17 protein-coding genes, 3 tRNA genes and 1 pseudogene are annotated in these 25,911 nt (G+C 51.8%); 5 read left to right on the top strand and 16 right to left on the bottom strand.

Annotation, left to right across the window (positions count from 1 at the left end; translation table 11 throughout):
• Positions 1–365: 365 nt before the first annotated feature.
• Complete coding sequence (thrB, locus tag OCH80_RS08560; RefSeq protein WP_404539977.1) at positions 366–1,232, bottom strand: homoserine kinase; 867 nt, start codon at positions 1,230–1,232, stop codon at positions 366–368.
• Between the two features lie 185 nt (positions 1,233–1,417).
• Between thrB and thrC the strand changes: the two genes are divergently transcribed.
• Positions 1,418–2,896, top strand: a complete 1,479-nt coding sequence (thrC, locus tag OCH80_RS08555) for a threonine synthase (protein WP_404539975.1) — start codon at positions 1,418–1,420, stop codon at positions 2,894–2,896.
• 74 nt (positions 2,897–2,970) lie between these two features.
• Here the strand turns inward: thrC and OCH80_RS08550 are convergent.
• Together OCH80_RS08550 and OCH80_RS08545 are read right to left on the bottom strand one after the other, a co-directional pair.
• A tRNA-Val gene (locus tag OCH80_RS08550) sits at positions 2,971–3,043 on the bottom strand.
• A 3-nt stretch (positions 3,044–3,046) separates the two neighbouring features.
• Positions 3,047–3,118 (bottom strand) — tRNA-Glu (locus OCH80_RS08545).
• A gap of 152 nt (positions 3,119–3,270) precedes the next feature.
• Here OCH80_RS08545 and OCH80_RS08540 point away from each other — a divergent pair.
• Both OCH80_RS08540 and OCH80_RS08535 read left to right on the top strand, forming a co-directional pair.
• A tRNA-Leu gene (locus OCH80_RS08540) sits at positions 3,271–3,359 on the top strand.
• A gap of 258 nt (positions 3,360–3,617) precedes the next feature.
• Positions 3,618–4,154: a GNAT family N-acetyltransferase gene (locus tag OCH80_RS08535; protein ID WP_404539972.1), complete on the top strand. Its 537-nt coding sequence runs from the start codon at positions 3,618–3,620 to the stop codon at positions 4,152–4,154.
• 86 nt (positions 4,155–4,240) lie between these two features.
• Here OCH80_RS08535 and OCH80_RS08530 read toward each other — a convergent pair whose 3' ends face one another.
• From OCH80_RS08530 to OCH80_RS08520, 3 genes are all read right to left on the bottom strand, one after another.
• Positions 4,241–4,438 (bottom strand): hypothetical protein, encoded by a 198-nt coding sequence (locus OCH80_RS08530; protein WP_154548024.1) that lies wholly within the window; start codon positions 4,436–4,438, stop codon positions 4,241–4,243.
• A gap of 147 nt (positions 4,439–4,585) precedes the next feature.
• Positions 4,586–5,572, bottom strand: a complete 987-nt coding sequence (locus OCH80_RS08525) for a LacI family DNA-binding transcriptional regulator (RefSeq protein WP_404539969.1) — start codon at positions 5,570–5,572, stop codon at positions 4,586–4,588.
• A 49-nt stretch (positions 5,573–5,621) separates the two neighbouring features.
• Complete coding sequence (locus OCH80_RS08520) at positions 5,622–7,079, bottom strand: sucrose-6-phosphate hydrolase (RefSeq protein ID WP_404539966.1); 1,458 nt, start codon at positions 7,077–7,079, stop codon at positions 5,622–5,624.
• A gap of 333 nt (positions 7,080–7,412) precedes the next feature.
• Here OCH80_RS08520 and OCH80_RS08515 point away from each other — a divergent pair, with 333 nt between their 5' ends.
• Positions 7,413–9,353, top strand: a complete 1,941-nt coding sequence (locus OCH80_RS08515; RefSeq protein ID WP_404539963.1) for a sucrose-specific PTS transporter subunit IIBC — start codon at positions 7,413–7,415, stop codon at positions 9,351–9,353.
• A gap of 204 nt (positions 9,354–9,557) precedes the next feature.
• Entirely contained in the window at positions 9,558–10,637 is a 1,080-nt protein-coding gene (locus OCH80_RS08510) for a 6-phosphofructokinase (protein ID WP_154548016.1), read from the top strand.
• 96 nt (positions 10,638–10,733) lie between these two features.
• On the opposite strand, the pseudogene OCH80_RS08505 reads toward OCH80_RS08510, so the two are convergent.
• The 10 genes and pseudogenes from OCH80_RS08505 to glgB form a co-directional block, all read right to left on the bottom strand.
• Positions 10,734–11,189 (bottom strand): annotated as a pseudogene (locus tag OCH80_RS08505) (PTS transporter subunit EIIC); the annotation flags it as partial.
• Positions 11,189–12,424, bottom strand: coding sequence for an IS607 family transposase (locus OCH80_RS08500; protein WP_404539961.1), 1,236 nt, complete (start codon positions 12,422–12,424; stop codon positions 11,189–11,191). The gene OCH80_RS08500 and the pseudogene OCH80_RS08505, both read right to left, overlap by 1 nt.
• Positions 12,425–12,549: 125 nt before the next feature.
• Positions 12,550–12,837: an RNase H family protein gene (locus tag OCH80_RS08495; RefSeq protein ID WP_404539958.1), complete on the bottom strand. Its 288-nt coding sequence runs from the start codon at positions 12,835–12,837 to the stop codon at positions 12,550–12,552.
• A 294-nt stretch (positions 12,838–13,131) separates the two neighbouring features.
• Positions 13,132–14,853: a phospho-sugar mutase gene (locus tag OCH80_RS08490; RefSeq protein WP_154548012.1), complete on the bottom strand. Its 1,722-nt coding sequence runs from the start codon at positions 14,851–14,853 to the stop codon at positions 13,132–13,134.
• Complete coding sequence (locus OCH80_RS08485; RefSeq protein WP_404539954.1) at positions 14,853–16,658, bottom strand: glycoside hydrolase family 13 protein; 1,806 nt, start codon at positions 16,656–16,658, stop codon at positions 14,853–14,855. Before OCH80_RS08485 ends, OCH80_RS08490 begins: the two co-directional genes overlap by 1 nt.
• A 43-nt stretch (positions 16,659–16,701) precedes the next feature.
• Positions 16,702–19,110 carry a glycogen/starch/alpha-glucan phosphorylase gene (locus OCH80_RS08480; RefSeq protein ID WP_404539951.1) on the bottom strand — a complete coding sequence of 803 codons (2,409 nt, stop codon included), beginning with the start codon at positions 19,108–19,110 and terminating at the stop codon, positions 16,702–16,704.
• A gap of 44 nt (positions 19,111–19,154) precedes the next feature.
• Positions 19,155–20,585, bottom strand: coding sequence for a glycogen synthase GlgA (gene glgA / locus OCH80_RS08475; RefSeq protein ID WP_404539948.1), 1,431 nt, complete (start codon positions 20,583–20,585; stop codon positions 19,155–19,157).
• Positions 20,586–20,596: 11 nt separating this feature from the next.
• Complete coding sequence (gene glgD, locus OCH80_RS08470; RefSeq protein ID WP_404539945.1) at positions 20,597–21,739, bottom strand: glucose-1-phosphate adenylyltransferase subunit GlgD; 1,143 nt, start codon at positions 21,737–21,739, stop codon at positions 20,597–20,599.
• The gene (locus OCH80_RS08465; protein ID WP_404539942.1) at positions 21,726–22,874 is read right to left on the bottom strand and encodes a glucose-1-phosphate adenylyltransferase; all 1,149 of its coding nucleotides are present in this window, start codon (positions 22,872–22,874) and stop codon (positions 21,726–21,728) included. Before OCH80_RS08465 ends, glgD begins: the two co-directional genes overlap by 14 nt.
• A gap of 41 nt (positions 22,875–22,915) precedes the next feature.
• Complete coding sequence (gene glgB / locus OCH80_RS08460; protein WP_404539980.1) at positions 22,916–24,820, bottom strand: 1,4-alpha-glucan branching protein GlgB; 1,905 nt, start codon at positions 24,818–24,820, stop codon at positions 22,916–22,918.
• Positions 24,821–25,911: the final 1,091 nt, after the last annotated feature.

Below are 25,911 nucleotides of genomic sequence, written 5' to 3'. Positions count from 1 at the left end.
CACCCGGATTAAGAGTCCGGTGCTCTGCCAGCTGAGCTAACGACCCAAATGGGTTGCGGCTGACTTTTCGTCAACCGACATTTATTTATTATACAGAAATACCAGGCCAATGCAAGACCTTTCTTCAAAAAAATTGCAAATTTCCCTCTTTCCCCCTTATTTTAGCTTAAAATTCCTGCGACAAAAGGATCTTTTGGCCTGAACTTGTGAAAAAAGCTGCAGCAACCCACTCTTTTCGAAGCTATTTTCTATAGGTACATATTCGCACCGAATAGTACCCTACTGATGCGTTTTCCCAAAAATACGCCCCGTACAACGCGAAAACTCCCGCTGACGTCTTGTCAGCAGGAGTTGTGCATCCCTAACTAGTCTTCCAGATACTTGACCCCGGTCGGGGCAACTTCCAGACGGCGGATTTCATCCTTTAACCCAGCCTCTCTGACACCGTTGACGAAGTCATTGATGTGCTGCGGGTCAACCAGGCTCATGACCGTTGGACCGGCACCGGACAAGTAAGTGGCAATGGCCCCATGCTTGTGGCCCACGTTGCGGATAATCTCCAGTTCCGGCACCAATTGGCTTCTGTAGCGCTCATGGAAGAGGTCGCTCTCCATCAATTCCCCGGCCTTCTGGTAATCTTGGGCAAAAAGCGCGGCCACGGCCGTATTGGCGACGGCGCTGGCCTGCACCGCGTCCGCGAAAGTCAGGCTCTTGGGCAAAACGGCTCGAGAATCGCTGGTCTTTAAATTGTAGGCAGGAATGTAGGCAATCAAGGCAAAAGGCGGTACCGGCGCCTTAACCGCGGTAAAGTGCCCGTGGACCTTGCAGCCGACAACCAGGCTGCCCAGGATGGTTGGCGCCACGTTGTCCGGGTGCCCTTCCATCTGCGCGGCTAGCTCAATCTTTTCGTGGTCTTCCAAGCCCAAGTGGCCCAAGCGGTCAGCAATCTCAATCCCGCCCACGATGGCACTGGAGCTTGAGCCCAGGCCGTGAGCCAGCGGAATGTCTGAGTAGACGCGCAGCTTGTGCGGCGGCAAGTCCGGCTTCACCTTCAACGCGGAAGCGACGACCATGTTCGTTTCGTCATGAGGGATGTCAGTCATCTGGTGGTCAACGTACCAGTGGCTCGTTTCGCCCAGCACCTCAATGGTCAAATACAGGGAAATCGCAATCCCGATAGAGTCAAAGCCAGGGCCAAGATTGGCACTTGATGCGGGAACCTTAATCTTCATTGCTTTTTTTCTTACCTCGATTTATAAATACAAAAATTGACAGTTGGACCTTGCGGTCGCATTTTAATCATTTTATCATGCTTAGCCTTTTAGAAAAATGCTTAAGCCGTTATAATTGAGTCAACAACACCAAAATTTAATGATATTTATGATTTCGTTACTTTTATTAAAAATCAGGAGGTACCATGATTTATCGCAGTACTCGCAGCAATGACTGGCAAGTTTCAGCTGCCCAAGCCATTATCCAGGGCCTGGCCCCTGACGGCGGCTTGTTCGTGCCGGCAGAATTTCCTTCAGCCTTTGCTGAAGGCGAGCTCAAAGACCTGTTCAACCTCTCCTACCAGGAATTGGCTGAAAAAGTGCTCAGCCGCTTTTTGACTGACTACAGTCCTGAGCAGCTGCACGAAATCGTCAAGGGCGCCTACGGGGACCAATGGGACGATGACCGCATCGCCCCGGTTTCTGAAGAGCGCGGCGGCAACTACTTCTTGGAGCTCTTCCACGGCCCGACCCTGGCCTTCAAGGACATTGCCCTGCAATGCCTGCCCCGCTTGATGAAGACCGCCTTGGAGATCCAAAAGGACAGCCATGAGATCGTCATCCTGACCGCGACTTCCGGGGACACCGGGACCGCGGCCATGCGCGGCTTCAACCAGCTGGAAAAGACCAGAGTCATCGTCTTCTACCCTTACCAGGGCGTGGCCCCAATCCAGCTGAAGCAGATGCTCAGCGAATCCGGCGGCAACACGGTGGCCATCGCCGTCAAAGGCAACTTCGACCAGGCACAGACCAACGTCAAGCGGATTTTTTCCGACAAGGAATTCGGCGCTGAATTGAATGAGCACGGCTTCGCCTTCTCCAGCGCCAACTCCATGAACGTCGGCCGCCTGCTGCCACAAGTGGTCTACTACTTCTATGCCTACGGGCAATTGGTCAAGCGTCAGGTCATCCAGGCCGGCGAATTGGTCAACTTCTCCGTCCCAACCGGCAACTTCGGCGACATCCTGGCTGGCTACTACGCCAAAAAGCTGGGCCTGCCAGTCGGCAAGCTGATCTGCGCCTCAAACAAGAACAACGTCCTGACCGAATTCTTCAAGACCGGCATCTACAACAAGAACCGGGAATTCTACGTGACCAACTCCCCGTCAATGGACATTCTGGTCTCATCCAACCTGGAACGGCTCTTGTTTGACATCTGCCAGGATCCAGCAACGGTCAAGGGACTGATGGCTGAGCTGAATGAAAAGGGCCGCTACCAGCTTCCTAAGGCTATGTACGAGAAGCTGGGCACCTTCGCGGCTGACTTTGCCACCCCAGCGGAAATCGAAGGCGAAATCAAGCGCGTCTACGCGACCAGCGGTTACGTGATCGATCCGCATACTGCCGTGGCTTCCCTGGCCGCCCACCGCTTCAAGAAGCAGGACGGCGCCCACCCGACGGTCGTCTTGTCAACGGCTTCGCCTTACAAGTTCCCGGAAACGGTCTACCACGCCATCAGCGGCCTAGAAGTCAAGCGGGCGGGGATGCCAGCCCTCAAGCAGCTGACCGACTTTACCCACTACCTGCCAAAGTCAATTGAAAAGTTCCTCGGCCACACCGGCGCGGAAACCGTCATCGAAGCCAGCGACATGCCGGCTGAAGTCAAGCGGATCTTGGGCATTTAACTCAAAGAAAAAGCCATCATGAAGGAAATCATGGTGGCTTTTCTTGTATATTGGATTATTTAAAAAATAAAAAATGGAGGATATAGGGCTCGAACCTATGACCTCCTGCTTGTAAGGCAGATGCTCTCCCAGCTGAGCTAATCCTCCATATGACCCGTACGAGATTTGAACTCATGTTACCGCCGTGAAAGGGCGGTGTCTTAACCACTTGACCAACGGGCCATTATTTGTATTTGCCGTCCCTCACCGAGGCACGATTATTATTATACGGAACTGAGCCGAAAAAGCAAGCCTTTTTTAAAAAAAGCGCAAAATCTTTTTGCCAAAAAGGGCTTGCACTTTTCTTTCCCTCTGATATACTAATATTTGTGCTTGCGGGCTTGGCGGAATTGGCAGACGCGCAAGACTAAGGATCTTGTGACCGCTTTAGGTCGTGGAAGTTCAAGTCTTCTAGTCCGCACCAAAGACAGCCGGAGTCAATTTTGACTCCGGTTTTTTGTGCCTAATTTGCAATTATTTCAGTTATATTACGGTTAACGCTTATATTTGTACATGCTCTTGCATGCATGCTATAATTTTTTCCAGAGTAACCGCTTTAGTGGCGTTATTTTTGTGTGAGCAACAATGTCTTAAGTCTTTGAGGAATCAGTCAATCATCAGGAGCTCAAAGAAAGGCAAAACAAAAAATCAAGAAAAATAGAAGAAACAGATAGGAACTAACATGAGTGACATAATCAACCGCTGCGCCCAAGCCGAAGACAAGCCGGCTGTGCGCACTTTTTATATGGAAGTCTGCCGGCACCAGGTGTATGACGAATACGGTCCCAGTTGGCACTGGGGCAAGTACCCTACCCAAGACGGCCTGGCCGAAGCCGTCGACCAGCAGCAGTTCCTGCTCAGCTTGAAAGACGGCCGCATCATGGCCGCCTGCCAGCTGACCGTGGGCAATGACCCCATCTACCTGCCCTTTGCCTGGCCAACGCCGATCAAAGACGACAAAGAGATCGCCATCATCCACTTGTACGCCGTCCACCCCGACTTCCGGGGCCAGGGCCTGTCAGCCGTGCTCTTGAACTACGCCAAAGAAACAGCCAAGCAGCTTGGCTGCAAGGTCATCCGCATGGACTGCAAGTCCGGCAACCTGCCCGCCCGCAAGCTGTATGAGCGCAATGGCTTCAACTATTTTGCAACCGCCAAGGTCCGCTACAAGGATACCGGCCCAACCAGCTGCGACCTGCTGGAATACGTGCTGAAATAGCCTTAGAAAACAAACGAAACCGCAAAAGAACCAGCATCGCTGCTGGTTCTTTTTTTGCTCATTTTTCACTTTTCTCGCTTTCCGGCCTACTCTTCGTTCTTGTAGATGGCTTCGGCCTCTTCTGGCCCAATGTCGTCATCCTCAAAGTCGTCAAAAGTATAGTCCATGTCCTTGTTGCGGTCTCTCAAGAAGGCGTAAGCCACTTCGCCAGCATAGATCAAAATCCCCAGAATCCCTAAGCACAGGGCCAGGGTCAACATCGTTTTTTTCTTGTTCTTGTCCATTGCAATTACCTTCTTTCGCTTGCTAATCAATGCTGTTCTTACCTCGATTATAGCCTCCTTTTCGCGCACATGAAAGCAAAAAAGAAAGCGCCAACAGGAAATTGGCCCTTTCTTCCGCATCTTTTGCAAATTATCTTTTTCATTCAGCTAAATCGTCTGGTTGCGCAAGAGCTTGACCGGCATGACGTAGCTGTTCTTGTCCAAATGCTTGTCAGGATCGGCAATCCGCTCATACAAGAGCTTGACCAGCAAGGCCGCCAGATCGCCGATTGGCTGGACGATCGTGGCCAATTCCGGCAGATAGGTCTGCACCAGCTTGGTCCCGTCAAAGCCGATCACCTTCAAGTCTTCCGGAACCCTGATCCCCAACTGCTGGGCCTGCTTGAGCAGCAGGATCGCGGTCAGGTCGTCTGAACAGAAGACCCCGTCAAGCTTGCGGTCGCTTTGCAAAAGCTCCCGCATGGCCATGGACTTGGCCAAAGGCGACTCATAGAAGGCTGACCGGGCCGTGTGCGATGGCAAGCCAGCCGCCGCCATTGTGTCCATGTAGCCCAAAAAGCGCTTGGTGGTCGGATTGCCAGTCTTTGAGGGGTTGCCGACAAAATAGATGTCCTGGCAGCCGGCATCGATCAGGGCCTGGGTGGCCAGGCATCCCCCGTGATAGTTGTCCGAGGTGACGATCGGCACCTCATCCGACAGGTCCCGGTCAAAGGACACGATCGGCAGGCCGACGCGCTGGTATTCCTCCAGTCCCAGATTGTGCGAGCCCGTGATGATCCCGTCAACCTGATTGGCCTCCAGCATCTGCAAGTAGCGGTGCTCCTTGTCGCTGTCGCGGTCGGCATCGCACAAGAGCAGCTTGTAGCCGTCATCGGCCAGGGTCTGCTCAACGCCCGCCACCAGCTCCGCGAAGAAGGGGTTGGTGATGTTCGGGACGATCATGCCGATCATCTTGGTCTGCTTGCCCTGCAAGGACCTGGCCAGGGTGTTGGGCTGGTAGTTGAGCTCCCGCATGGCCGCGAACACCTTGTCCTTGGTCTTCTGGCTGATGTAGCCGTGATTGTTGATCACGCGCGACACCGTCGTTGGCGAGCAGCCCGCCTTTTCGGCAACGTCTGTAAGCTTTGGCCGCATAATTCTCCCCTTCCTCTAAAAAATCACGCTTGCTTAGCTCTTTGTCAAACTACATGTCTTTTAGCTGCCACAGGCTGCCCTTGTAGTCGATGCCCGTGCTCATCTTGGCGTAGGTGTTGCCAGCTGGGGCAAAGAAGCGGCCGGTCAAGACCTCCTGACCGCCGTCAACGAAAACTTCGATCAAGGAATGGTCGACAAAAATCCGCAGCTTCAGTTCCCGGTTCTTTGGCAGGGCCAGCGAGCGGGTGGTGCCGTAGTCAACGTTGACGTCAGCGCCGACATTGCCCCGGTCCAAGGTCAAGGAGGCGTGGCTGCCCGTTGAGAAGCTGAGCTTCAGGCCCTGCTCAAAGTTCTTGTCGGCCGCCAGGGTCAAGGTGCCTTCCTGATCCTTCTTGATGGCCAGCTTAAGCTCATACTGGCCGCCTTCATCAAATTCCAGGTCCCCGGCCAGGCTTTCCGGGTAGCGGCGCAGGCCCTTCATGGCCGCAACCGGCTTTTGCACCAGCTTGCCCTTCTTGATGGACAGCTTCTTGACCTGGCTCAGGCAGTTGGCCCAGCCTTCATCGTCAGTCGGGTAGCTTGAGTCCGGCAGGCCGACCCAGCTGATGGCGTAGGCGTTGCCGTCCGGCGCGTTGAAGGCCTGGGTGGCATAGACGTCAAAGCCGTAGTCCAGGTTGATTGGGGCCTTCTGCTTGGTGACGAAATGGCCGCTGTCAAAGTCAAAGCTTTCGCCGATCCAGTACATGTTCGGGTACACGTCGTCATAAGCGGTGATCCGCTTGTCCAGCCCTTGCGGGCAGAAGATGAAGACCGGCTTGTCGTCAACGAAGACCAGGTTCGGGCATTCGATCATGTAGCCCATGTCCGGCAGGTCAACGTAGCCCAGGTCTTCCCACTGGCCATCAATCTTGTCGGCGCGCCAGATGCTGATCTTGCCAGCCTGGTTCTTCTTGTCCTGCGCCCCTAAGATGGCGTAGTACTTGCCATTGTGCATCAGAATCTGCGGGTCGCGGAAATGCTCGGTCACGTGGTCTGGCGCCTCGATCAAAGGCTTGTCCAGCTTGGTGACGTTGCCGGCTTCATCCATCCAGGCCCCGATTTGGTAAGAAGCCCGGACCCAGTTTTGATCGCGGACGTTGCCCGTGTACATCAAGAAGAGCTTGTCGCCAATCTGGCGGGCTGAGCCGGAATATGCCCCGTGGCTGTCCAGCTTGGTGTCCGGCAGGACGGCCTGGCCCAAGTTGGTCCAAGTCACCAGGTCATCTGAAACCAGATGCACCCAGGACTTCAAGCCGTGAACGGCGCCGAATGGGTATGACTGGTAGAAGACGTGCCATTGGCCATTATAGTAGGAAAAGCCGTTGGGGTCGTTCAACAGGCCGCTGGTCGGGTGAATGTGGTAGTGCAATTGGTACTTCGACTTGGCTGCCTGGCTCTGCAGCTTCAGCAGGGTCAAGGCTGACCACTTCTCATAAGGAAGATATCTTTGTTCTCTTGTCCACTCCATTTTAATTGCCTCGCTTTATCGCTTAATCTAAAAACAATCTGAATTTGGTTTTCTCTTAAATTCTCTGAATTACCATATAGTGGAAACTACCTGTCTTTGCAATATCACAAATAGTTCCATGATTATTTATATTGTAAGAATAAAGCGCTAACATGTCAAACGGTTAACATGCTAAAATCCCTTAAAATTACCCGCTTAAAGTTTTTTTGTAAAAAAATGTGTCAAACGATTGACATATTGACCGGTAACCGCTATCATAATAATCGAAATCAAGAAAAAGCGTTTTCAGATAAAAGTTATGTAAGAAATAGTAAGGAGTGTTTTCTCGTGGCAATGGATTATAGCAAGGTTGCCGATCGCGTGATCGCTGATGTCGGTCGCGACAATCTGGTAGCCGCCGCACACTGTGCGACTCGTTTACGTTTAGTCCTCAAGGACGATACGAAAGTTAACCAAGCGGCTTTGGACAAAGACCCTGACGTTAAAGGGACGTTCAAGACCAACGGCCAATACCAGGTCATCATCGGACCAGGTGACGTTGACAACGTCTACGCCGAATTGATCAAGAAGACTGGCTTGAAGGAATTGTCAACCGACGACTTGAAGGAAGTCGCCGCTTCCGGCAAGAAGGTCAACCCAGTCATGGCCTTTATCAAGCTGCTGAGTGACATCTTCGTGCCAATCATCCCTGCCCTGGTTGCGGGTGGTTTGATGATGGCCCTCAACAACTTCCTGACTAGCCCAGGCTTGTTCAACCCAACTAAGGCATTGATTCAATTGAATCCTGCCCTTAAGGGGATTTCCGACATGATCCAAGTCATGTCAGCCGCTCCATTCATGTTCATGCCAGTCCTGGTCGGCATGTCTGCCGCCAAGCGCTTTGGCGCCAACGAATTCCTTGGCGCGGCCATGGGCTTGATCATGACTACTCCTGCCTTGGGCGGGGCTGCTAAGTACTGGAACATCTTCGGTCTGCACGTATCGCAAACCAACTACCAATACCAAGTTATCCCAGTTCTGGCTGCCATCTGGATCCTGTCCATCTTGGAAAAGTGGCTCCACAAGCACCTGCCTTCAGCAGTTGACTTCACCTTTACTCCATTGATCTCACTGCTTTTGACTGGCTTCTTGACCTTCGTTGTCGTCGGGCCAGTGATGAAGACCGTTTCAGACTGGATCACCAGCGCCTTCGTATGGCTGTACGACACCGCTGGCTTCATCGGCATGGGTCTCTTTGGTCTTTGCTACTCAGCCATCGTTATGACTGGTCTTCACCAATCATTCCCAGCCATCGAAACCCAATTGCTGACCGCCTTTGCCTCAGGCAAGGGTGCCGGGGACTTTATCTTCGTCGTTGCCTCAATGGCCAACGTTGCCCAAGGTGCCGCAACCTTCGCTATCTGGTTCTTGACTAAGGACAAGAAGATGAAGGGTCTGTCATCATCAGCCGGTGTCTCAGCTCTGCTGGGGATCACCGAACCAGCCCTCTTCGGGGTTAACCTGAAGTACCGCTTCCCATTCTTCTGCGCCCTGATCGGTTCAGGCGTCGCATCAGCATTGGCCGGCCTGCTCAAGGTTGAAGCCGCTGCCCTCGGTTCAGCCGGCTTCCTGGGCTTCCTGTCAATCTACCCAAAGACGATCCCAATGTACGTTGTCTGCGAACTCGTTTCCTTCGCGGTTGCCTTCGCTTTGACCTTCCTCTACGGGAAGAAGAACCTGAAGGAAGACGTTGCCGTAGTTGACGCCGCAGACGAAACTGCAGCTGAAGAAGTTCCAGCTGAAGCTCAAGCCGAAGCTGCCAAGGTTTCAGCCGTTAAGGACGAAGTTATCGTTGCTCCTGTAGACGGCAAGTCAGAAGACCTTTCACAAGTCAACGACGAAGTCTTCTCACAAAAGCTGATGGGTGATGGCGCGGCCATCGTCCCAAGCGACAACACCGTCTACTCACCAGTAACCGGCGTCGTTTCAGTTGCCTACAAGACTGGCCACGCCTACGGCCTGAAGTCTGACGATGGTGCCGAAGTCCTGATCCACATCGGTCTGGACACGGTCAACCTGCAAGGCAAGCACTTCAAGTCCTTCGTAACCCAAGGCCAGCACGTCAACAAGGGCGACAAGCTTGGCGAAGTTGACCTTGACGCCGTTAAGAAGGAAGGCTACGACACGACGGTGATGGTCGTTATCACCAACACCAACGCTTACACTGACGTTGACCGCGTTGAAAGCGACAGCGTCAAGCACGGCGACAGCCTGGTAGCCGTAGCGGCCCACTAAGACTGACCGATTCCCATACTTGAATTTCTTTCTTCAAAATATCAATAAAAGAGTCATCCGCGTCACTTAAGCGGGTGGCTCTTTTTTCTAACAGAAATAAGTTTTTGTAACATTTGCTTCTTGCATGAAAGCTGTTACCTGTTTTAAGATTTATAGAAAAGAAAAGGTTACAGACAAAGCAAGTTAAACGGAGAGGTAACGACTATGACATTAAGAGTTGGAATTTTAACTTCCGGCGGCGACTGCCAGGCCTTGAACGCGACCATGCGCGGCTTGGCCAAGACGCTCTACAATTGCGTCGACGACGTTGAAATCATCGGCTTCAAGAACGGCTATTACGGCCTGATGCATGAAAAATACGTCAAGATGCAGCCAAAAGACTTCTCAGGCATCATCGACCAGGGCGGCACCATCCTTGGCACTTCCCGCCAACCATTCAAGTACATGCGCGTCATCGATGACGGCTTTGACAAGGTCGCTGCCATGAAGAAGACCTACAAGAAGCTGAACCTGGATGCCTTGGCCGTTTTGGGCGGCAACGGGTCTTTGAAGTCAGCCAACATGCTGGCCCAAGAAGGCCTGAACGTGATCGGGCTGCCTAAGACCATCGACAACGACACCTGGGGCACTGACTACACCTTCGGCTTCCAAAGCGCCGTAGACGTCGCGACCCGCTACCTGGATGACATCCGCACCACGGCCCAGTCCCACTCCCGGATCTTCGTCGTTGAGGTCATGGGCCACAAGGTCGGCCACATTACCCTGCACGCCGGTCTGGCCGCCGGCAGCGACATCATTCTTTTGCCAGAAATCCCTTATGACCTGGACGTCATCGCCAAGAAGATCAAGCAGCGCGAAAAGCAAGGCAAGAACTTCACGGTGATCGCCTGTGCTGAAGGGGCCATCTCCAAGGAAGACGCCAAGCTGCCTAAGAAGAAGTACAAGGCCAAGGTCGCTGCCAGAAACGGGCAGTCAGTCGTCGTTGGCCTCGGTGAAGACCTCCAGAAGCTCTTCCCAGCCAAGGAAGTCCGGACCGCGGTAATCGGCCACGCACAACGCGGCGGCGCCCCTGACGCGTACGACAGAGCCATTTCAACCCGCTTTGGGATTGAGGGTGCCCGCTTGATCATGAACCGGTCATTTGGCCGGCTGGTCGTCTTAAAGCGCGGCGAAGTCGACTCCATCGCCCTGGAAGACACTGCCGGCAAGCTGGCCTACGTCGATCCTGAAGGCAAGACCGTCAACAATGCCCGCCTGATGGGCGTTACCTTCGGTGACAAGTAGCTCCAAGTTAAATATGCAAAAAGCTCCTGCAATTTCTGCAGGAGCTTTTTCGTTTAAGTTTTTCAGAGTTGTTATGCAAATGGGAGCTTTGAGGAATTACATCGTGCCTGGCCGCTTCTTCTTTTCCACCTTGGCCCCTTGGGTCATGTTGTCATTGTAGCCCCAGACCCAGGTAACGATAAAGGAGACCACGATAGAAACCGCGGACGCGATCAAGAAGGCGTAGAAGCTGGTCAGGTCAGCCGGGTTCTTCGGGTTGAAGAAGCTGGAGAAGCCGATCAGACCACCAGTAAAGCCAAACATGGTCCCGTGCATCAAGCCCGTGATCAAGCCGCCGAACGCTGAGCCGATCAGGCCGGAGATGAAGACCTTGCGGTAGCGCAGGTTGATCCCGTAGATAGCTGGCTCAGTCACCCCGCAGAAGGCGGAAATCGCGGCGGCAAAGCCCAATTCCTTCATGTCGGCCTTCTTGGACTTGATGGCCACTGCTAAAACGGCTTCCCCTTGGGAAATCATGGTTGAGCAGATGATGGCGTTCAGGGCAGATTCGCCTATTCATCCATGCGCTTATTGAGCAAACTATCAACAAAGTCGTTGACAAAAGCACTTTTAACCCATTTAAAGTCCAGCTTGGACATATCGAATTTTGCCAGCTCACGGTCAACTTCCTGCCAGATTTCCCGGTTGACCACTGGCTTGCCGTTGGCCGTCTTCCAGTCCCGCTTTTTCCAGCTTTTCAGCCAAGCCGGGCCTTGAACTGAATTTAAGACGTACTGGGAAGTCAAGACAAAGAGCAAGGGCTGCTGGGTCAAGTCCAATTCTTCCAGCTTCTTTAAGCTCTCAAGAAAAGCAGTCACTTCCATTTCGTTGTTGGTGGCGCCAAGGCGTAAGGCGCTATCTGACAGCTTTTTTCCATCAGACTCAATCAAGTAGGCCCAGGCAGCTTTATCGGTATCTTTGACGTGTCCTCCCCGGTGAGTGCCGGTACTGCGGCAGGCTCCGCTGGTATAAATTACGGCAGAATAAGCATCCCTATTAATGTCGGGCTCGTGCTTGGCCTTAGTTTCTCGCGCGGGCACTTGGTTCATGTTGAGATAATTCATGGCCTCTTGTTCACTGCCAAAAGACATGAACTCAGCTCCAGGGAAGCCATTTACCTGCCGGTCAGCAGTTTCTACAGAATCTATCAAGCTTTTATCGCTTCTGATTTCTGCCTTGTAGCGGCGCAGGCCAGGTAAACGGGTGGAATAGTCGTTGATGATGCTTACCAGGTCGTCAAGCAGTTCCTGGCTGGGACTGGTCGCGGGATTATTGATAACCACGATTTCACTGCCATGGCGTTTGCAGAAATTGGCAAACCAGTCAAAGTTTGAGCGGGTAAAACGGTCTGCTTGACTCACGTAGATTTTGTTGATTTTGCCATCTTTAACTTTTTGCAGAAGCTGATTCCATTCAGGCCGGTCGTAATCCAGGCCGCTGGCAATGTCGGACAAATACTCATTCACAGTAAGGCCGTTAGCATTGCAGTAGTCGGTCAAAAAGTTTTCCTGCCTGGTCAAGTCAGCTGCCGGCAAGGAAGCTGATACGCGGGTGTAGATTACATTTTCTCTGCCGTCCTTGTTCTGAGCCTGAGCACTTTGATATTCGTTAATCTGTTCCTGTGTATAATAGCGCCGATTTGAAGCATTTCTTAATGCTTTTAATTTACCTTCGCGGTCCCACCTTTGCAAAGTTGCGACGGAGACGTTAAGGATTTCGGCGGCTTCACCAATTTTGTATTCCTTCAATCAGTGAACTTGCTAAATTCAGCGTCAATTTCCTTCCACATGTCCTGGTTGGCTACTGGTGTCCCGTCAGACTTCTTCCAGTTCCGGTTCTTCCAACCGTTGATCCAGGCTTTTCCATCCTTTGACTAACTGATAGCTTTCCGGACATATTCTGAGTCTAAAGAAAGCAACAGGTGCTTCTGGGTAAGACCAATTTCCTCAAGCTTCTTCAAGCTTTCCAGAAATGCAGTCATTTCCATTTGGTTGTTGGTTGCGCCCAGTTGACCACCAGTCTCAGTGATCACATTGTCATCATACACGATAACATATGCCCAAGCTGCCTTATCAGTTGGCTTAACGTGTTCACCTTCATTTTTACCGTTATTACGGCAGCCCCCGTCGGTAAAAATCAAAGCATCGTATTCCGATTCCAACTGTTCTGCTTGCAGCTTCTCGATAATTGAATTTTTTCTTCTTTTAACATAGTAATCTGCCTTTCTTTTTGTAGTATTTTGATCTCATTGATCTTTATGATCACAGTCTATATCGTGTACACGTTGCTTCTCATTTTTTATTTTTTTACGGTCCTGAAACTACTTTTGCCAAGTTCGAAGCATTTCCAGGACAAGAAAAAATTCCCAGCCAAACAAAAAAGAAGTGCCTCATCGAGAAACAACTTCTTTTCTGCTATTAAACTAGCGATCTAAATTCAAATTTTACTATTGGAATTACTTAAGCAATTCGCTGATTGCGTCTTGGAATGATTGAGCTGAAGCTTCAGCAGTTTCAATGTCCTTCTTGTTGACGCCAACGTAAGCCTTAATAACTGGTTCAGTACCTGATGGCCGCAGGGCTACCCAAGTTTCATCTTCCAGGAAGTACTTCAAGACGTTTGACTTAGGGAAGCCAGTCAATGGCGTTTCCTTGCCGTCTTCAAGCGTTACTTGTTCTTGGTAGTCTTCAGTCTTAACTACCTTGACCCCGTTGATTTCAGTCAGGTGCTCGCTGCGCAGCTTGCTCATCAATGCGGCCATCTTCTTTTGACCGCCAATCCCTGGCATTTCAATTGCCCGGGTGATTTCGTAGGCAACGCCGTACTTCTTCCAGATTTCTTGCAAACCGTCAAAAACAGTCATGCCGTGACTAGCGTAGTAGCTGGCCACTTCAGCGAACATCAAAGCCCCTTGCATAGCATCCTTGTCACGGGCAAATGGCTGGAAGAGGTAGCCGTAGCTTTCTTCAAAGCCCATCAAGAACTTGCCGTCGTTTTCCTTCTTCATTCTGTCGACTTCTTCGCCGATGTACTTGAAGCCGGTCAAAACTGACTTGGTCTTGATGCCGAAGTCCTTGGCGATCTTGAATGGCAGAGCGCTGGAAACGATGGAAGTTACGATTTCGTAGTCTGGAGTCAGCTTGCCTGATTCCTTCAAGTTTTGAAGCAGGTAGTATGACATCAAAGTGGCAATTTGGTTGCCAGTCAAGACTTGGAAGTCGCCCTTGTCGGTTCTTACGCAAGCCCCCATCCGGTCAGCGTCTGGGTCGGTAGCGACGATCATGTCCGCCCCGATTTCGTTGGCCAATTCTACGCCTGGGTTGAAGACGTCACGGAATTCTGGGTTTGGCTTCTTGCAAGTTGGGAATTCTGGGTCAATGATGGCTTGACTTGGAACTGGCACCACGTTGGTGAAGCCGCCTTGACGGAAGGCCCGGTCGTACAGCATCTTCCCCGTACCATGCAGCGGAGTGTAAACGATCTTCAGCTTGTCAGCATTTTCCTTGATCATTTCCTTGTTCACGTTGACCGTGTCCAAAGCCTTCAAGTAAGCTTCGTCAACATCTTCGCCGATCAATTGCAAAGTGCCTTCGGCACGCAGCTTCTTGACTGGAGCAGCCTTAACGCTGAAGATGTCCTCAACCTTTTGCGCGTAAGCAAAGAGGCGGTCGGCGTTTTCAGGACCCATTTGGGCACCGTCTTCGCCGTAGGCCTTGTAGCCGTTGTATTGCTTTGCGTTGTGAGAAGCCGTGATGTTGATCCCGGCAAAGGTGTGCAGGTAGCGAACGGAGAATGACAATTCTGGCGTTGGGCGCAAGTCGTCAAAGAGGTAGACGTGAATGCCGTGAGCACCCAAAACGCGCGCCGCGTGCATGGCCAATTCGCGTGAGTTGTAGCGTGAGTCAAAGGAAATAACGACCCCGCGCTTCTTGGCTTCTTCCCCGTTTTCATCGATCAAGCGGGCCAAGCCTTCAGTGACGCGGCCAACCGTAAAGAGGTTGATCCGGTTGGTCCCTGGTTCAAGCAGGCCACGCATGCCGGCAGTCCCGAAGTTGATGTCTTGACCAAAAGCATCTTCAATCCACTTGTCGTCTTGGCCAAGTTCTGCCAACTGGTCAGCAAGCTCTTCTGGCAAAGGTGCTTTCTTCCATTGTTCATAGACTTCTTTTGCGTTCATTATTTTCTTTCTTCCTTCTCCATCATATCTGCTTTCTTAAGCAGAAAATCTTTCTTAGCTATTACTTCTTGATCAAGAAGATCACGTACTAGATCGGCGATCATCTCAGGCAAGCAGTAGGTTCTCATTTCGCTCGCGTCGAGATCCACGTCTTCATTAGTCCGGTTATAGCAATAAACAACGATTTCACGATCATTATAACGCACTAAGGCGTTGATTCCTAACCGAATCTTCACAAAGCCAACTTTGCCGCTGACAAGCGCGGGGTTGGCCTTGCGGGCGCTGGCCAGCATGGAGACCGTCTCCTCCAGGAAATGGCTTTCCTTACCCCATGGGAAGCAGCGCCGGTTGTCCGGGTCCTTGCCCCCGATCAGCCCGGCTTCATCGCCGTAGTAGATGCAAGGGACCCCAGGAGCCGCGAACATCAAGCCAAAGGCCATGGCGACCAGTTCTTCATCGCCCCCCAGCACGGTCTTGATCCGCTCCGTATCGTGGGTGCCGATGTTGTTCAGGCAGTTTTCCAAAAAGGCCTTTGGGTAGTTTTCCACTAATTTTTCCAAGTCGTTCATGGCGGAAATTTCGCCGGCCTCATCCTTGGCCTGCAAGAGGTTGATGATCAGGTTCCGCATTGGGTAGTTCATCACCCCAGTCAGGTTGTCCCCGGCCATGTAAGGGCGAAATTCGCTGTTGACGAACTTGTGGGAGGCGTCTTCCCAGACTTCCCCGATGACCAGCTGGCAGTTTTCTTTCTGCAGGCGGTCGCGGATCGCCCGCAGGAATTCCATCGGCAGCTCGTCGGCCACGTCCAGCCGCCAGCCGTCAACCTGCATCTTGGTCCACTTGGCCAAAACGCCCTTAGGACCAGTGATGTAGTTGACGTACTGCTTGTTGTGCTTGTTGACCTCAGGCAGGGTCGTCACGCCCCACCATGACTGGTACTTGTCCGGGTAGTGGATAAAGTTGAACCAGGAGAAGTAGTCGCTGTTCTTGTCCTGCGTGGCCTTCAAGAAGTACTCGGAGTCAGCCCCGACGTGGTTGAAGACCCCGTCTAAAATCAAGTGCATCTTGTTGTCGTGCAGGGTCTGGATCAGCTCCTGCAAGTCCTGTTCCGTCCCCAGCATTGGATCAATCTTCATAAAGTCCTGAGTGTCATAGCGGTGGTTGCTGGAGGCCATGAAGATTGGATTCAGGTAGATGGCGGTTACCCCAAGCTTCTTAAGGTAAGGCACCTTTTCGGTAATCCCCTTCAGGTTTCCGCCAAAAAAGTCCCACCGGGCCATCGCTCCGTGCTCATCCTTGATGTAGTACGGGGTGTCTTCTGGCGTGGCATACAGGAAGCTGTTCTTCTTGCGGCCCGTGATCTCCCCATGAGGGTTCCCGTTGTTGAAGCGGTCCGGAAAAATCTGGTAGACCACCCCCTGGGCATACCACGGTTCCTGCGGCACCTGCCGGTCATAGCAGGTGAGCTGGAAGGTGCGGACGTCAGTGCTGTCCTGGGTGAGCTCTGCCTCACCGAACTGGTCTCTGGCCCGCTGCAGGAAGTAGTATTGGTTATTCTGCTTGATGTTGAAGTAGTAGTAGTACAAGCCCGAAGTCCCGATGCGGATGCTGGTCTCATACATCTTCGTCTCCGAGTTGTAGGTCATCGGGTAGGCCATGTCGTCTTCGTTGATCTTCGTCAGCCAGAGCGTGACCTCCTGAACCTCTTCATCAATCGCCACGGACCACTTGACGCTGGTCCCGGCTTGAATAGCCCCAAAGGGCTGCCTGTATTTTCCGTCCCAAGAATTAAAAGTAGCTTTCATTGATTATCTTTACTTGCGATTGCGTGTTAACTGTTTTTTTGAATTAGGCCTTCTCTTTAATCTCAACCTTGTCCAAGTGCCAAATTTCGCTGGCGTAGCGTTCAATGGTCTTGTCAGAGTCAAAGCGCTCTGAGTGGGCAATGTTGACCAGGCTCTTTTGCGCCCATTGACGCTTGTTCTTCCAAACCTTTTCGGCCAAGTCCTGCGCGTGCAGGTAGGCTTCAAAGTCGGCCAGAACCAGGAATTGCTCATTGTCGCCCAGGAAGTTGTCGTAAAGGGCACGGCCTTCGCTTTGGCAGCCTGGAATCGTGCCGTCAATCAAAGCATCCACAGTCTTCTTCATGACTGGGTCCTTTTCATACATGTCTCTTGGGTGGTAGTTGTGGTTTGCGTAGTACTTGTAGACTTCGTCCTTGTCCAAGCCAAAGGCGAAGATGTTTTCGCTGCCGACGGCATCCTTGATTTCAATGTTGGCCCCGTCCATGGTAGCGACGGTCAAGGCCCCGTTAGCCATCAGCTTCATGTTGGAAGTACCTGAGGCTTCCTTGGTAGTGGTAGAAATCTGTTCGCTCAAGTCAGCGGCTGGAATGATCTGCTCAGCCAGGGAAACGTTGTAGTTTTCCAGGAAGACGACCTTCAGCTTGTCGCCGATTTCCGGGTCATTGTTGACCATATCGGCAACTGAGTTGATCACCTTGATGACTTGCTTGGCGAAGACGTAGCTAGGAGCAGCGATGGCCCCAAAGATGACCACGCGCTTCGGGTGGCTGATGCTGGCCTTCAAGTCTTGGTAGAGCTTGATGACGTGGAGCAGCTTCAAGGTTTGGCGCTTGTAGGCGTGCAGGCGCTTGACTTGGACGTCAAAGATGGCGTCTGGGTCAACGACGATGCCGGTCTTTTCCTTGATTACCTTGGCCAGCTTCTTCTTATTGTCAGCCTTGATCTTGGTCAGGCTGCTCAAGGTTGCCGTGTCGTGGTAGTACTCTTCGAACTTCAGCATTTCCTTGGAGTCATAGCGCCACTTGCTGCCAATGGTCTTGTCCAAAAGCTTGGCCAGTTCCGGGTTGGCAATTTGAATCCAGCGGCGCAGGGTGATCCCGTTGGTCTTGTTGTTGAAGCGGTCTGGGTACAACTCGTAGAAGTCGTGCAAGACTTCGGTTTCCAGCAATTGGGTGTGCAAGGCGGCAACCCCGTTGACTGAGTGCGAGCCAATGATGGCCAGGTGGGCCATGTGGATCTGGTTGTCCTTGATGATGCGGGTTCTGTCGATCATGCCGCCGTCAACCTTGCCTTCAAGGGATTCAACGTAGCGGCGGTCAATTTCCGTGATGATGTCAAAAAGTCTTGGCAGGAGCTGCTTAAACATGTTGACGTCCCACTTTTCAAGGGCTTCAGCCATAATGGTGTGGTTGGTGTAGCTCATGGTCTTTTGGGTAATGTCCCAGGCAGTGTCCCAGTCAACCCGGTGCTTGTCAACGAGCAGGCGCATCAATTCAGCGACAGCCATGGCTGGATGGGTGTCATTGATGTGCACGGCCACGTAGTTCGGGAATTCCTTGAAGTCAGTCCCCTTCAAGTCCTTGATGAAGTAGTTGACGATGCTTTGCAGACCAGCGGAAACGAAGAAGTATTCCTGCTTCAAGCGCAGCAAGCGGCCGTCATAGTTGGAGTCGTCTGGGTACAGGATTGAAGTCAGGTCTTCCACCTTGCGCCGGTCAGCGATTGATGGGTAGTTCAATTCGTCTTCTGGGGCAATTTCCGCGTCCCAAAGGCGCAAAGTGTTGGCCACGCCGTTGCGGTAGCCGACCATGGCTACATCGTAAGGAACGGCCCGGACAACGGAAGCACCATCGTATTGCGGGGTCATCCAGCCATGGTCGTCAACCATGTGGTAGCGGCCGCCAAAGTGGACCAGGACTGACTTGCTTTCGCGTCTGACTTCCCAGTAGTCGCCTTGCTGCAGCCAGTCGTTTGGCAGTTCCTTTTGGTAGCCGTTGACGAACTTTTGCTTGAACAGGCCGTACTTGTAGCGCAGTCCGTTCCCGTTGCCGGCATAGCCAGTTGAAGCCAGTGAGTCCATGAAGGCAGCGGCCAGACGGCCCAAGCCTCCGTTGCCCAAGGCCATGTCCGGCTCAATGGCAGCAATCTTGTCAAAGTCCAGGCCCAATTCCTTCATGGCGGCTTCGACCGTGTCGAGCCAGCCCAAGTTGAGCAAGTTGCTCTTCAAAAGCGTGCCTGGCAAAAATTCAATAGAGAAATAGTAGGTCTGCTTGTGCTGGTTGGTCGTTTCCGCGATCCGGGTCCGGCGCCACTTGCTGGAGTAGCCATCGCGGACGATTGAGCAGATACATGCAAAAATGTCTTCGTTTGAAGCTTGGCTTAAGTTTTCTTCAAAGTGGCGGTCAAGCTTTTCCTTCAAACGCTTCTTAAATTCTTCTTTGGTTAAAGTCACTTTTTCGGTTCCTTCTTTAATTTAATGCTTGTGTTCGTATTAGCTTAACCCATCAGCTCGCCGTACATCCATTGGTACTTGCTTGCTGAGTTCTTCCATGAGAAGTCTGACTTCATCGCGGTCCGCTGGCACTTAGCCCACTTTTCCTTTTCGTGGTACAGATCCAGCATCTTCTTGATGGCTTCAACCATCTGGTAGCCGTTAAACTCGCGGAAGCCGAAGCCGTCGCCTTCGTTCTTGGTCTTGTCGTAAACCCAGACCGTGTCGGCCAAACCGCCGATTTGGTGCACGATTGGCAGGGTCCCGTAGCGCAGGGCGATCAATTGGGACAAGCCGCAAGGCTCAAAGGCTGATGGCATCAAGAAGGCATCAGCGCCGGCGTAGATCTTTTGGGCCAGCTTGACGTCAAAGGCCAAGACCAGCTTCATCTTGTCTTCATGCCGGGCCGCGATTTCGCGCAGGGCATTTTCAAAGTACTGGTCACCGTTGCCCAAGATGACGACTTGCACGTTGAACTGGAGAATGTTGTCCAATTCTTCCAGCAGCAATTGGCAGCCCTTTTGGGCAGTCAGCCGGGTAACCATCCCGATCAATGGGACATTGGCCACGACTGGCAGCCCGACCGTCTTTTGCAGGTCGTTCTTGTCTCTGCGCTTGTGCTTCAAGTGGTTGACGTCGTAGCGCACCTTGATGATCGGGTCGGTGGCTGGGTTGTACTTTTCAAAGTCAATCCCGTTCAAGATCCCGTTCAGCTTGTAGCTGACGCTGCGCAGGATGCCATCCAGGCCCTGGCCGAATTCAGGGGTTTGGATTTCTTCGGCATAGGATGGGCTGACCGTCGTTACCCGGTCAGCGTACAGGATCCCGGTCTTCATCCAGTTGACGTCGTTGTTGAAGCGAACCGTGCCGTTGTCGTACCATTCATAGCCCAAGCCGAAGAAGTTTGGCAGGGTCTTGGCATCGTACTTGCCTTGGAATTCCAGGTTGTGGATGGTCAAGACGGTCTTGATGCCGCTGTAGGCAGCCACGAAGCCCCACTTTTCCCTGAGCAGGAATGGGATGAATGAAGTGTGGTAGTCGTTGCAGTGCAGGATATTTGGAATGAAGTTGTAGCGTTCCATCATCATGATTACGGCCTGCTGGAAGAAGGCGTAGCGCTCGCCGTCGTCGTAGTAGCCGTAGATGCCTGGACGCTTGAAGTAGTATTCATTGTCAATGAAGAAGTACTTGACCCCGTTCATTTCCAGGGTAAAGATCCCGCAGTACTGGTCGCGCCAGCCGACTGGCACATAGAAGTTGCCTTGGTAGACCAGCTTTTCGCGGTACTTTTGCGGAATATCCTGGTAAAGCGGCAGGGCTACGCCGACTTCATCGCCGTCCTTGGCTAGCTGGTTGGGCAAAGCCCCCATAACGTCGCCCAAGCCGCCAGTCTTGAAGAATGGTGAACATTCAGCTCCGACAAATAAAATTCTCACGTTTAGTCCTCCTAATCCAAAATAAAGTCCTTGTCAACGACAGCGCCCTTCTTGATGACCACTGGGGTTTCCGGCTTGCCCTTGATGGTTACGCCCTTTTCAACGACAACGTTCTTGTCGAGGATGGCGTATTCCACCTTCGCGCCGCTCTTGATGTGGTCGCCAGCCATCAAGACTGAGCTTTCGGCCTCCGCGTCCTTGCCAATCGTTACTCTTCTGGAAACGACGCAGTTGTGCACCTTGCCCTTGACCTTGCCGCCAGTGGCAATCAAGGTATTCTTGACTTCAGAGTCCTTGTCGTAGTAAGTGCCGACTTCGTTTCTGATTCTGGTGATGATCTTTTGGTTGCCGTAAAGGAGGGAATCGCGCTTGTCCTTTTGCAGCATGTCCATGTTGGCTTGGTAGTAGCTGGTGATGTCGTGGATGTTGCGCAGGTAGCCGGTGTACTCGTAGGCGTTGGCCTTTTCTCTGACTGCCAGAGTAGCCAGTCTTTCAGAAACGTCGTATGAAACGCCGCTTCTTTGCGCCTTGTCCAGCTCGTGGATCAGCCAGTCAGTGTTCATCACGTACACGTTGGCTGACAGGTTGAATGGACCTTCGTTATTGACCTCGATGGCTTCGTGGTTGCCAACGACCACGTTGTCGTCGTCCAAGACGAAGGTGTGGTCATCAGGGGCCAAATCCCGGCGGTTAACCCGCTTGAAGACTGGGGTAATGTTGTTTTCGTTGCTTTGGTGGAAGTGGAGGACTGCCTTCAAGTCAAAGTTGGCGGCCATCTTGTTGCCGATGAAGACTACGTATGGGACATTGCAGGTCTTCAAGAAGAGGATCAGGTCGTCAAAGTAGTCTTCCCCTCTTGACCGGCGGGCCATCAGGTTTTGGTAGAAGTCCAGGTACTGGTATGAGCCAATCGTGTCCAGACCCCATTCCTTACCGCCGCCCCAGTGGTCCAGGTATGATCTGACCTTTTCCTGGCTGATCAAAGTGTACAGCTGGGTGATCCCGGAGTTGACGATGCTTGAAAGCGGGAAGTCCATCAAGCGGTATTTGCCGGCAAATGCTAAAGTTGACAGAGCTCGTTCATCAGTCAAAGGCTTTAATTGGCTGTATTCGTGCTGATTACTAAAGATTGCGCACATCTTACTTGTTTTCATTTGGTAACACTCCGATCTTTTCATGGTTGCCGACTACGGCAATCTTCCCGTCTTCTTCTTCAACAACTGACCCGTCGCCAATGATGGCGTCTTCGCCGACGATCGCCTTCTTGATCGTGACGTTCTTGCCGATCTTGGCGCCTGGCATGATGACTGAGTCTTCAATGACTGAGCCGCGCTGCACATCGACGTTGCCAGAAATAATTGAGTGCTTGATGGTCCCGTCAATGTAGCAGCCGTCCACGATCATTGAGTTTTCGACATCAGCATTGTCAGTGATCATTTGTGGTGGATCGATCGTGTTCTTGGAGTAGATCCGCCAGCTGCGGTCATCCAGGTTCAGGCCGTCAGTGCCGTCCAGGAATTCCATGTTGGCTTGCCACAAGGAGTCGATGGTCCCAACGTCCTTCCAGTAGCCGTCAAACTGGTAAGAGAAGACTCTTTCGTCGCTCTTTAGGTAGTAAGGAATGACGTTCTTCCCGAAGTCGACCATGTCGTCAGCGGTTGCAAAGCCTGCAGTCAAGACTTCGCGCAGCCGCTTCCAATTGAAGATATAGATCCCCATTGAAGCGTGGTTTGACTTTGGCTTGGCTGGCTTTTCTTCGAATTCGATGATCCGGCCGGATGAGTCGGTGTTCATGATCCCGAAGCGGGGTGCTTCTTCCCAAGGCACGTCGATTACGGCGACCGTCAGGGAAGCGTGGTTCTTTTCGTGCTCTTCGAGCATGTCATCGTAGTCCATCTTGTAGATGTGGTCCCCGGAAAGCACCAGCACGTATTCCGGATCCTGGCTGTCGATGTAGTCGATGTTTTGGTAGATGGCGTGGGCCGTGCCTTCAAACCACTTGGAGCCGCCATTGTCAGTGTATGGCTGCAGAATCGTGGCTGAAGCGTTCAGGCCGTCCAGCCCCCATGAAGAACCATTGCCGATGTGGTTGTTCAAACGGAGTGGTTCATATTGCGTAATAACGCCGACGTTGCGGACGCCAGAATTGGCGCAGTTGCTCAGCGGAAAGTCGATAATCCGGTACCGACCCCCGAATGGTACGGCTGGCTTGGCCTGATTCGCGGTCAGCTTGCCAAGTCTAGTCCCTTTGCCGCCGGCTAAAATGATACCTAGCATTTTTGTACTCATGGTAAGTCCCTTCCCTATATTTCTCATCTCTCGCGTCCAAGCTACTTGCCGTGCTTCTTGGAACGCTTTCTCTTGATAGTAACCTTGTCAGGCTGCAGAATCATGGCACTGAATCCTGGGAGATCCACAGTGATCTGGTAGTCATAATTCTTGAATTTTTCTTCTCTGGTCTTAACCTTCTGCGGCTTTGCCATTGACGAGCCGCCAAACTCTGCCCAAGCCGAGTTCAAGACTTCTTTATATGAGCCCGGATATGGGACCCCGATTGAGAAGCTCTTGCGTTCAACTGGCGTGAAGTTCAGCAGGACAATGACAAAGTCGTGCCGTACCTTCCCTTGACGGATAAAGGACAAGACTGACTGATCCCGGTTGTCGGCATCAATGATTTCAACGGAGCGGTCTTCCTGCTCCAATTGCCACAGGGCTGGCTCGTTCAAGTAGAAGTGGTTCAAGCTCCGGTTGAACTTCAGCATCTTGGCGTTGAAGTCATCACTCAATTCAGACCATTCCAAGCCTTCATTGTAGCGCCATTCCAGATATTGGCCGAATTCCCCGCCCATAAAGAGCAATTTCTTGCCCGGGTAGGTCATCAGCAGGGTGTTCAGATTGCGCAGCTGGTCGAATTGGGCCGGCCGGTCGCCGAACATCTTGTTCATCAGGCTCCGCTTGCCGTGAACGACTTCGTCGTGCGACAAAGGCAAAATGAAGTTCTCGCTCATGCGGTACATGAAGGAGAAGGTCGACAGGTTGAAGTTGTCCTTTCTGAACAATGGGTCCATTGAGTAAAAGGTCAAAATGTCGTTCATCCAGCCCATGTTCCACTTGTAGTCAAAGCCCAGGCCGCCGTCTTCCACCCGGCCGGTAATCTTGACTTGGGCTGAGCTTTCCTCAGCGATCAAGAGCCGCTCTGGGTGAATTCCCTTCAAGGTCGTGTTGAACTTGTGGAGGAATTCGATCCCTTCAATGTTCCGGTTGCCGCCGTACTGGTCAGGCGTCCATTCGCCCGGTCCGCGGTCGTAGTCGCGGTACAGCATGTTGGAGACCGCGTCGACCCGCAAGCCGTCCAAGTGGTAGTAGTCCAGCCAGAAGAGGGCACTGGAGAGGAGGAAGGATTGAACTTGCGGCTTCCCCAAGTCAAAGTTCAAAGCCCCCCAGCCCTTGTTTTCAGCGCGCCACTTTTCGCTAAACTCATAGGTCGGCGTTCCGTCGTAGTAGGCCAGGGCATCATTGTTGATGCAGAAGTGGCCTGGCACCCAGTCCGTCAAAACCCCGATGTTTTCCTTGTGGCAGGCTTCCACGAAGTCCTGCAGGTCTCTTGGCTGCCCATAGGCGTGCTCCAAGGCAAAGTAGCCAGTCGTCTGGTAGCCCCAGGAGGCGTCCAGCGGGTGCGCCGTCAGCGGCAGGAACTCAATGTAGTTGAAGCCCTGCTCCTTGACGTAAGGAATCAGTTCCTTCTGCAAGTCTTTCAACGTATACAAGGAGCCATCCTCATGCTGCTTCCAGGAATTGACGTGCACCTCATAAATGTTGATTGGCCGCGCGAAGTGGTTTGACCGCTTGTGCCAGCCAAACCAGGCGCCGTCAGTCCAATGCTTGGGCTCATGATTCACAATCACGGCAGCGTTGCCAGGACGCTTTTCAAATTCTAGCGCCAGCGGATCGATCTTCATGATCTCCTTGCCAGATGCCTGCTTGACCAGGAATTTGTACAGTTGGCCAACCTGGGCCTGGTCGCTGTATGCTGACCAAACCCCATAGGCATCCTTGGACATTGGCAGACTCTTATCCCAATTATTGAAGTCGCCGACCAGCCAGACTTGCTGGGCATGTGGTGCCCAGACTCTAAAGGTATAGCCATTCCCATCAGCATGGCAGCCTAAGTAATCTTGCAAATGCAGCTCATTGCCGTTTACAAAATTCTGGAGATGTTGATCCAGCTCGTCCATTTCATACCCCACTTTCTGTTCCAAAAAATCTCGTTTTTCCTATAACTCTATTAAATAAATTATAAATTGCTGTAAGCGTTTTTCGCTCACTTACATTATAATGCATTTCGGAAATTTTTCACTATCTAAAATCATTTTATTAAAAAGAATAAAATTAGCGCCGACTTTGATCCCATCTAAGACGGTGCTTAACGTAAATTTCTTAAGGAAATTGCGAATATCGTTTTTTAGCATTAGAAAGCTTTTGTTTTTGTATATAGGGCCTTTCATTTTATTATTTATTTTTCATAGGATTGAAAATACGAACGTTAAGCGCTTTCGATCGGCCAGCCCTGTTTTCACATAGACTTGGCTGAATCCTTATTGTTAGCGCTTTTATGCATGTGCTATTTGCTATATTCGTATGATGGTCTTGGGCCAGCTTTAGCTTCCGTTCGGCAAAAATTTTGGCCCAAGCAGCGAATTGGTCTATTTTTGCGGGTGCGCTAAGCAAAAAAGGATGCCAGTTGAGACTGGCATCCTTAGAGCTAAGTTTAATCTTTAGCACATTTTTACTCTTTTTTAAAAGCGTTAGCAAAATTACAAGTTTTTTTGCCCCTTTAGCGGCTAAAAAAGCTTTTATAGATAACAAAAAGGAGCAAAAGCCAAAAAATTACGACCGGAATGTGCTTGCTGCTTTCCCCTTTCTTTGCTGATTCAAGACAGATTGCTGAAACAACTATAGCACGCCGGCAGACAAAGTGGTGCCTTTTGCTCACCTTTTAAAGCAGCCATGTTATAGAATATCAGCAAGCAAGCGCGGACGGCAAAAAGGCCCAGGCATCGATGCTCGGGCCTTTCGCGCCTTCAATCCAAATCCAGCCTGCTATCTAAAAACTATTTCTCCTGACAGAACGCGCGACTCCTGAAACCATGGAATGACGAGAAATGACATGGCGCCGCTTGAACCACAGGACGCCATGAAGGGTGAGAATGGTTTAGCCATGAGTACTGGGAGCATAAATTACAGCAATTTCCGCGGTGTTCTATTAGTTTTGGTTCTGTATAAAAACGTGTGTAAATTAACTAAGGGACTTAAGGCTTCTTCCGAG

Source organism: Lactobacillus sp. 23-2, assembly GCF_044902225.1.
GTDB classification, from domain to species: domain Bacteria; phylum Bacillota; class Bacilli; order Lactobacillales; family Lactobacillaceae; genus Lactobacillus; species Lactobacillus absianus.
This window is presented reverse-complemented; position numbering and strand designations above follow the sequence as displayed.

What these genes read in the sequence shown, in the direction of transcription:
- thrB (WP_404539977.1), bottom strand. Translation starts at nt 1,232, where the DNA reads ATGAAGATTAAGGTTCCCGCATCAAGTGCCAATCTTGGCCCTGGCTTT.
- thrC (WP_404539975.1), top strand. Translation starts at nt 1,418, where the DNA reads ATGATTTATCGCAGTACTCGCAGCAATGACTGGCAAGTTTCAGCTGCC.
- OCH80_RS08535 (WP_404539972.1), top strand. Translation starts at nt 3,618, where the DNA reads ATGAGTGACATAATCAACCGCTGCGCCCAAGCCGAAGACAAGCCGGCT.
- OCH80_RS08530 (WP_154548024.1), bottom strand. Translation starts at nt 4,438, where the DNA reads ATGGACAAGAACAAGAAAAAAACGATGTTGACCCTGGCCCTGTGCTTA.
- OCH80_RS08525 (WP_404539969.1), bottom strand. Translation starts at nt 5,572, where the DNA reads ATGCGGCCAAAGCTTACAGACGTTGCCGAAAAGGCGGGCTGCTCGCCA.
- OCH80_RS08520 (WP_404539966.1), bottom strand. Translation starts at nt 7,079, where the DNA reads ATGGAGTGGACAAGAGAACAAAGATATCTTCCTTATGAGAAGTGGTCA.
- OCH80_RS08515 (WP_404539963.1), top strand. Translation starts at nt 7,413, where the DNA reads ATGGATTATAGCAAGGTTGCCGATCGCGTGATCGCTGATGTCGGTCGC.
- OCH80_RS08510 (WP_154548016.1), top strand. Translation starts at nt 9,558, where the DNA reads ATGACATTAAGAGTTGGAATTTTAACTTCCGGCGGCGACTGCCAGGCC.
- OCH80_RS08490 (WP_154548012.1), bottom strand. Translation starts at nt 14,853, where the DNA reads ATGAACGCAAAAGAAGTCTATGAACAATGGAAGAAAGCACCTTTGCCA.
- OCH80_RS08485 (WP_404539954.1), bottom strand. Translation starts at nt 16,658, where the DNA reads ATGAAAGCTACTTTTAATTCTTGGGACGGAAAATACAGGCAGCCCTTT.
- glgD (WP_404539945.1), bottom strand. Translation starts at nt 21,739, where the DNA reads ATGAAAACAAGTAAGATGTGCGCAATCTTTAGTAATCAGCACGAATAC.
- OCH80_RS08465 (WP_404539942.1), bottom strand. Translation starts at nt 22,874, where the DNA reads ATGAGTACAAAAATGCTAGGTATCATTTTAGCCGGCGGCAAAGGGACT.
- glgB (WP_404539980.1), bottom strand. Translation starts at nt 24,820, where the DNA reads ATGGACGAGCTGGATCAACATCTCCAGAATTTTGTAAACGGCAATGAG.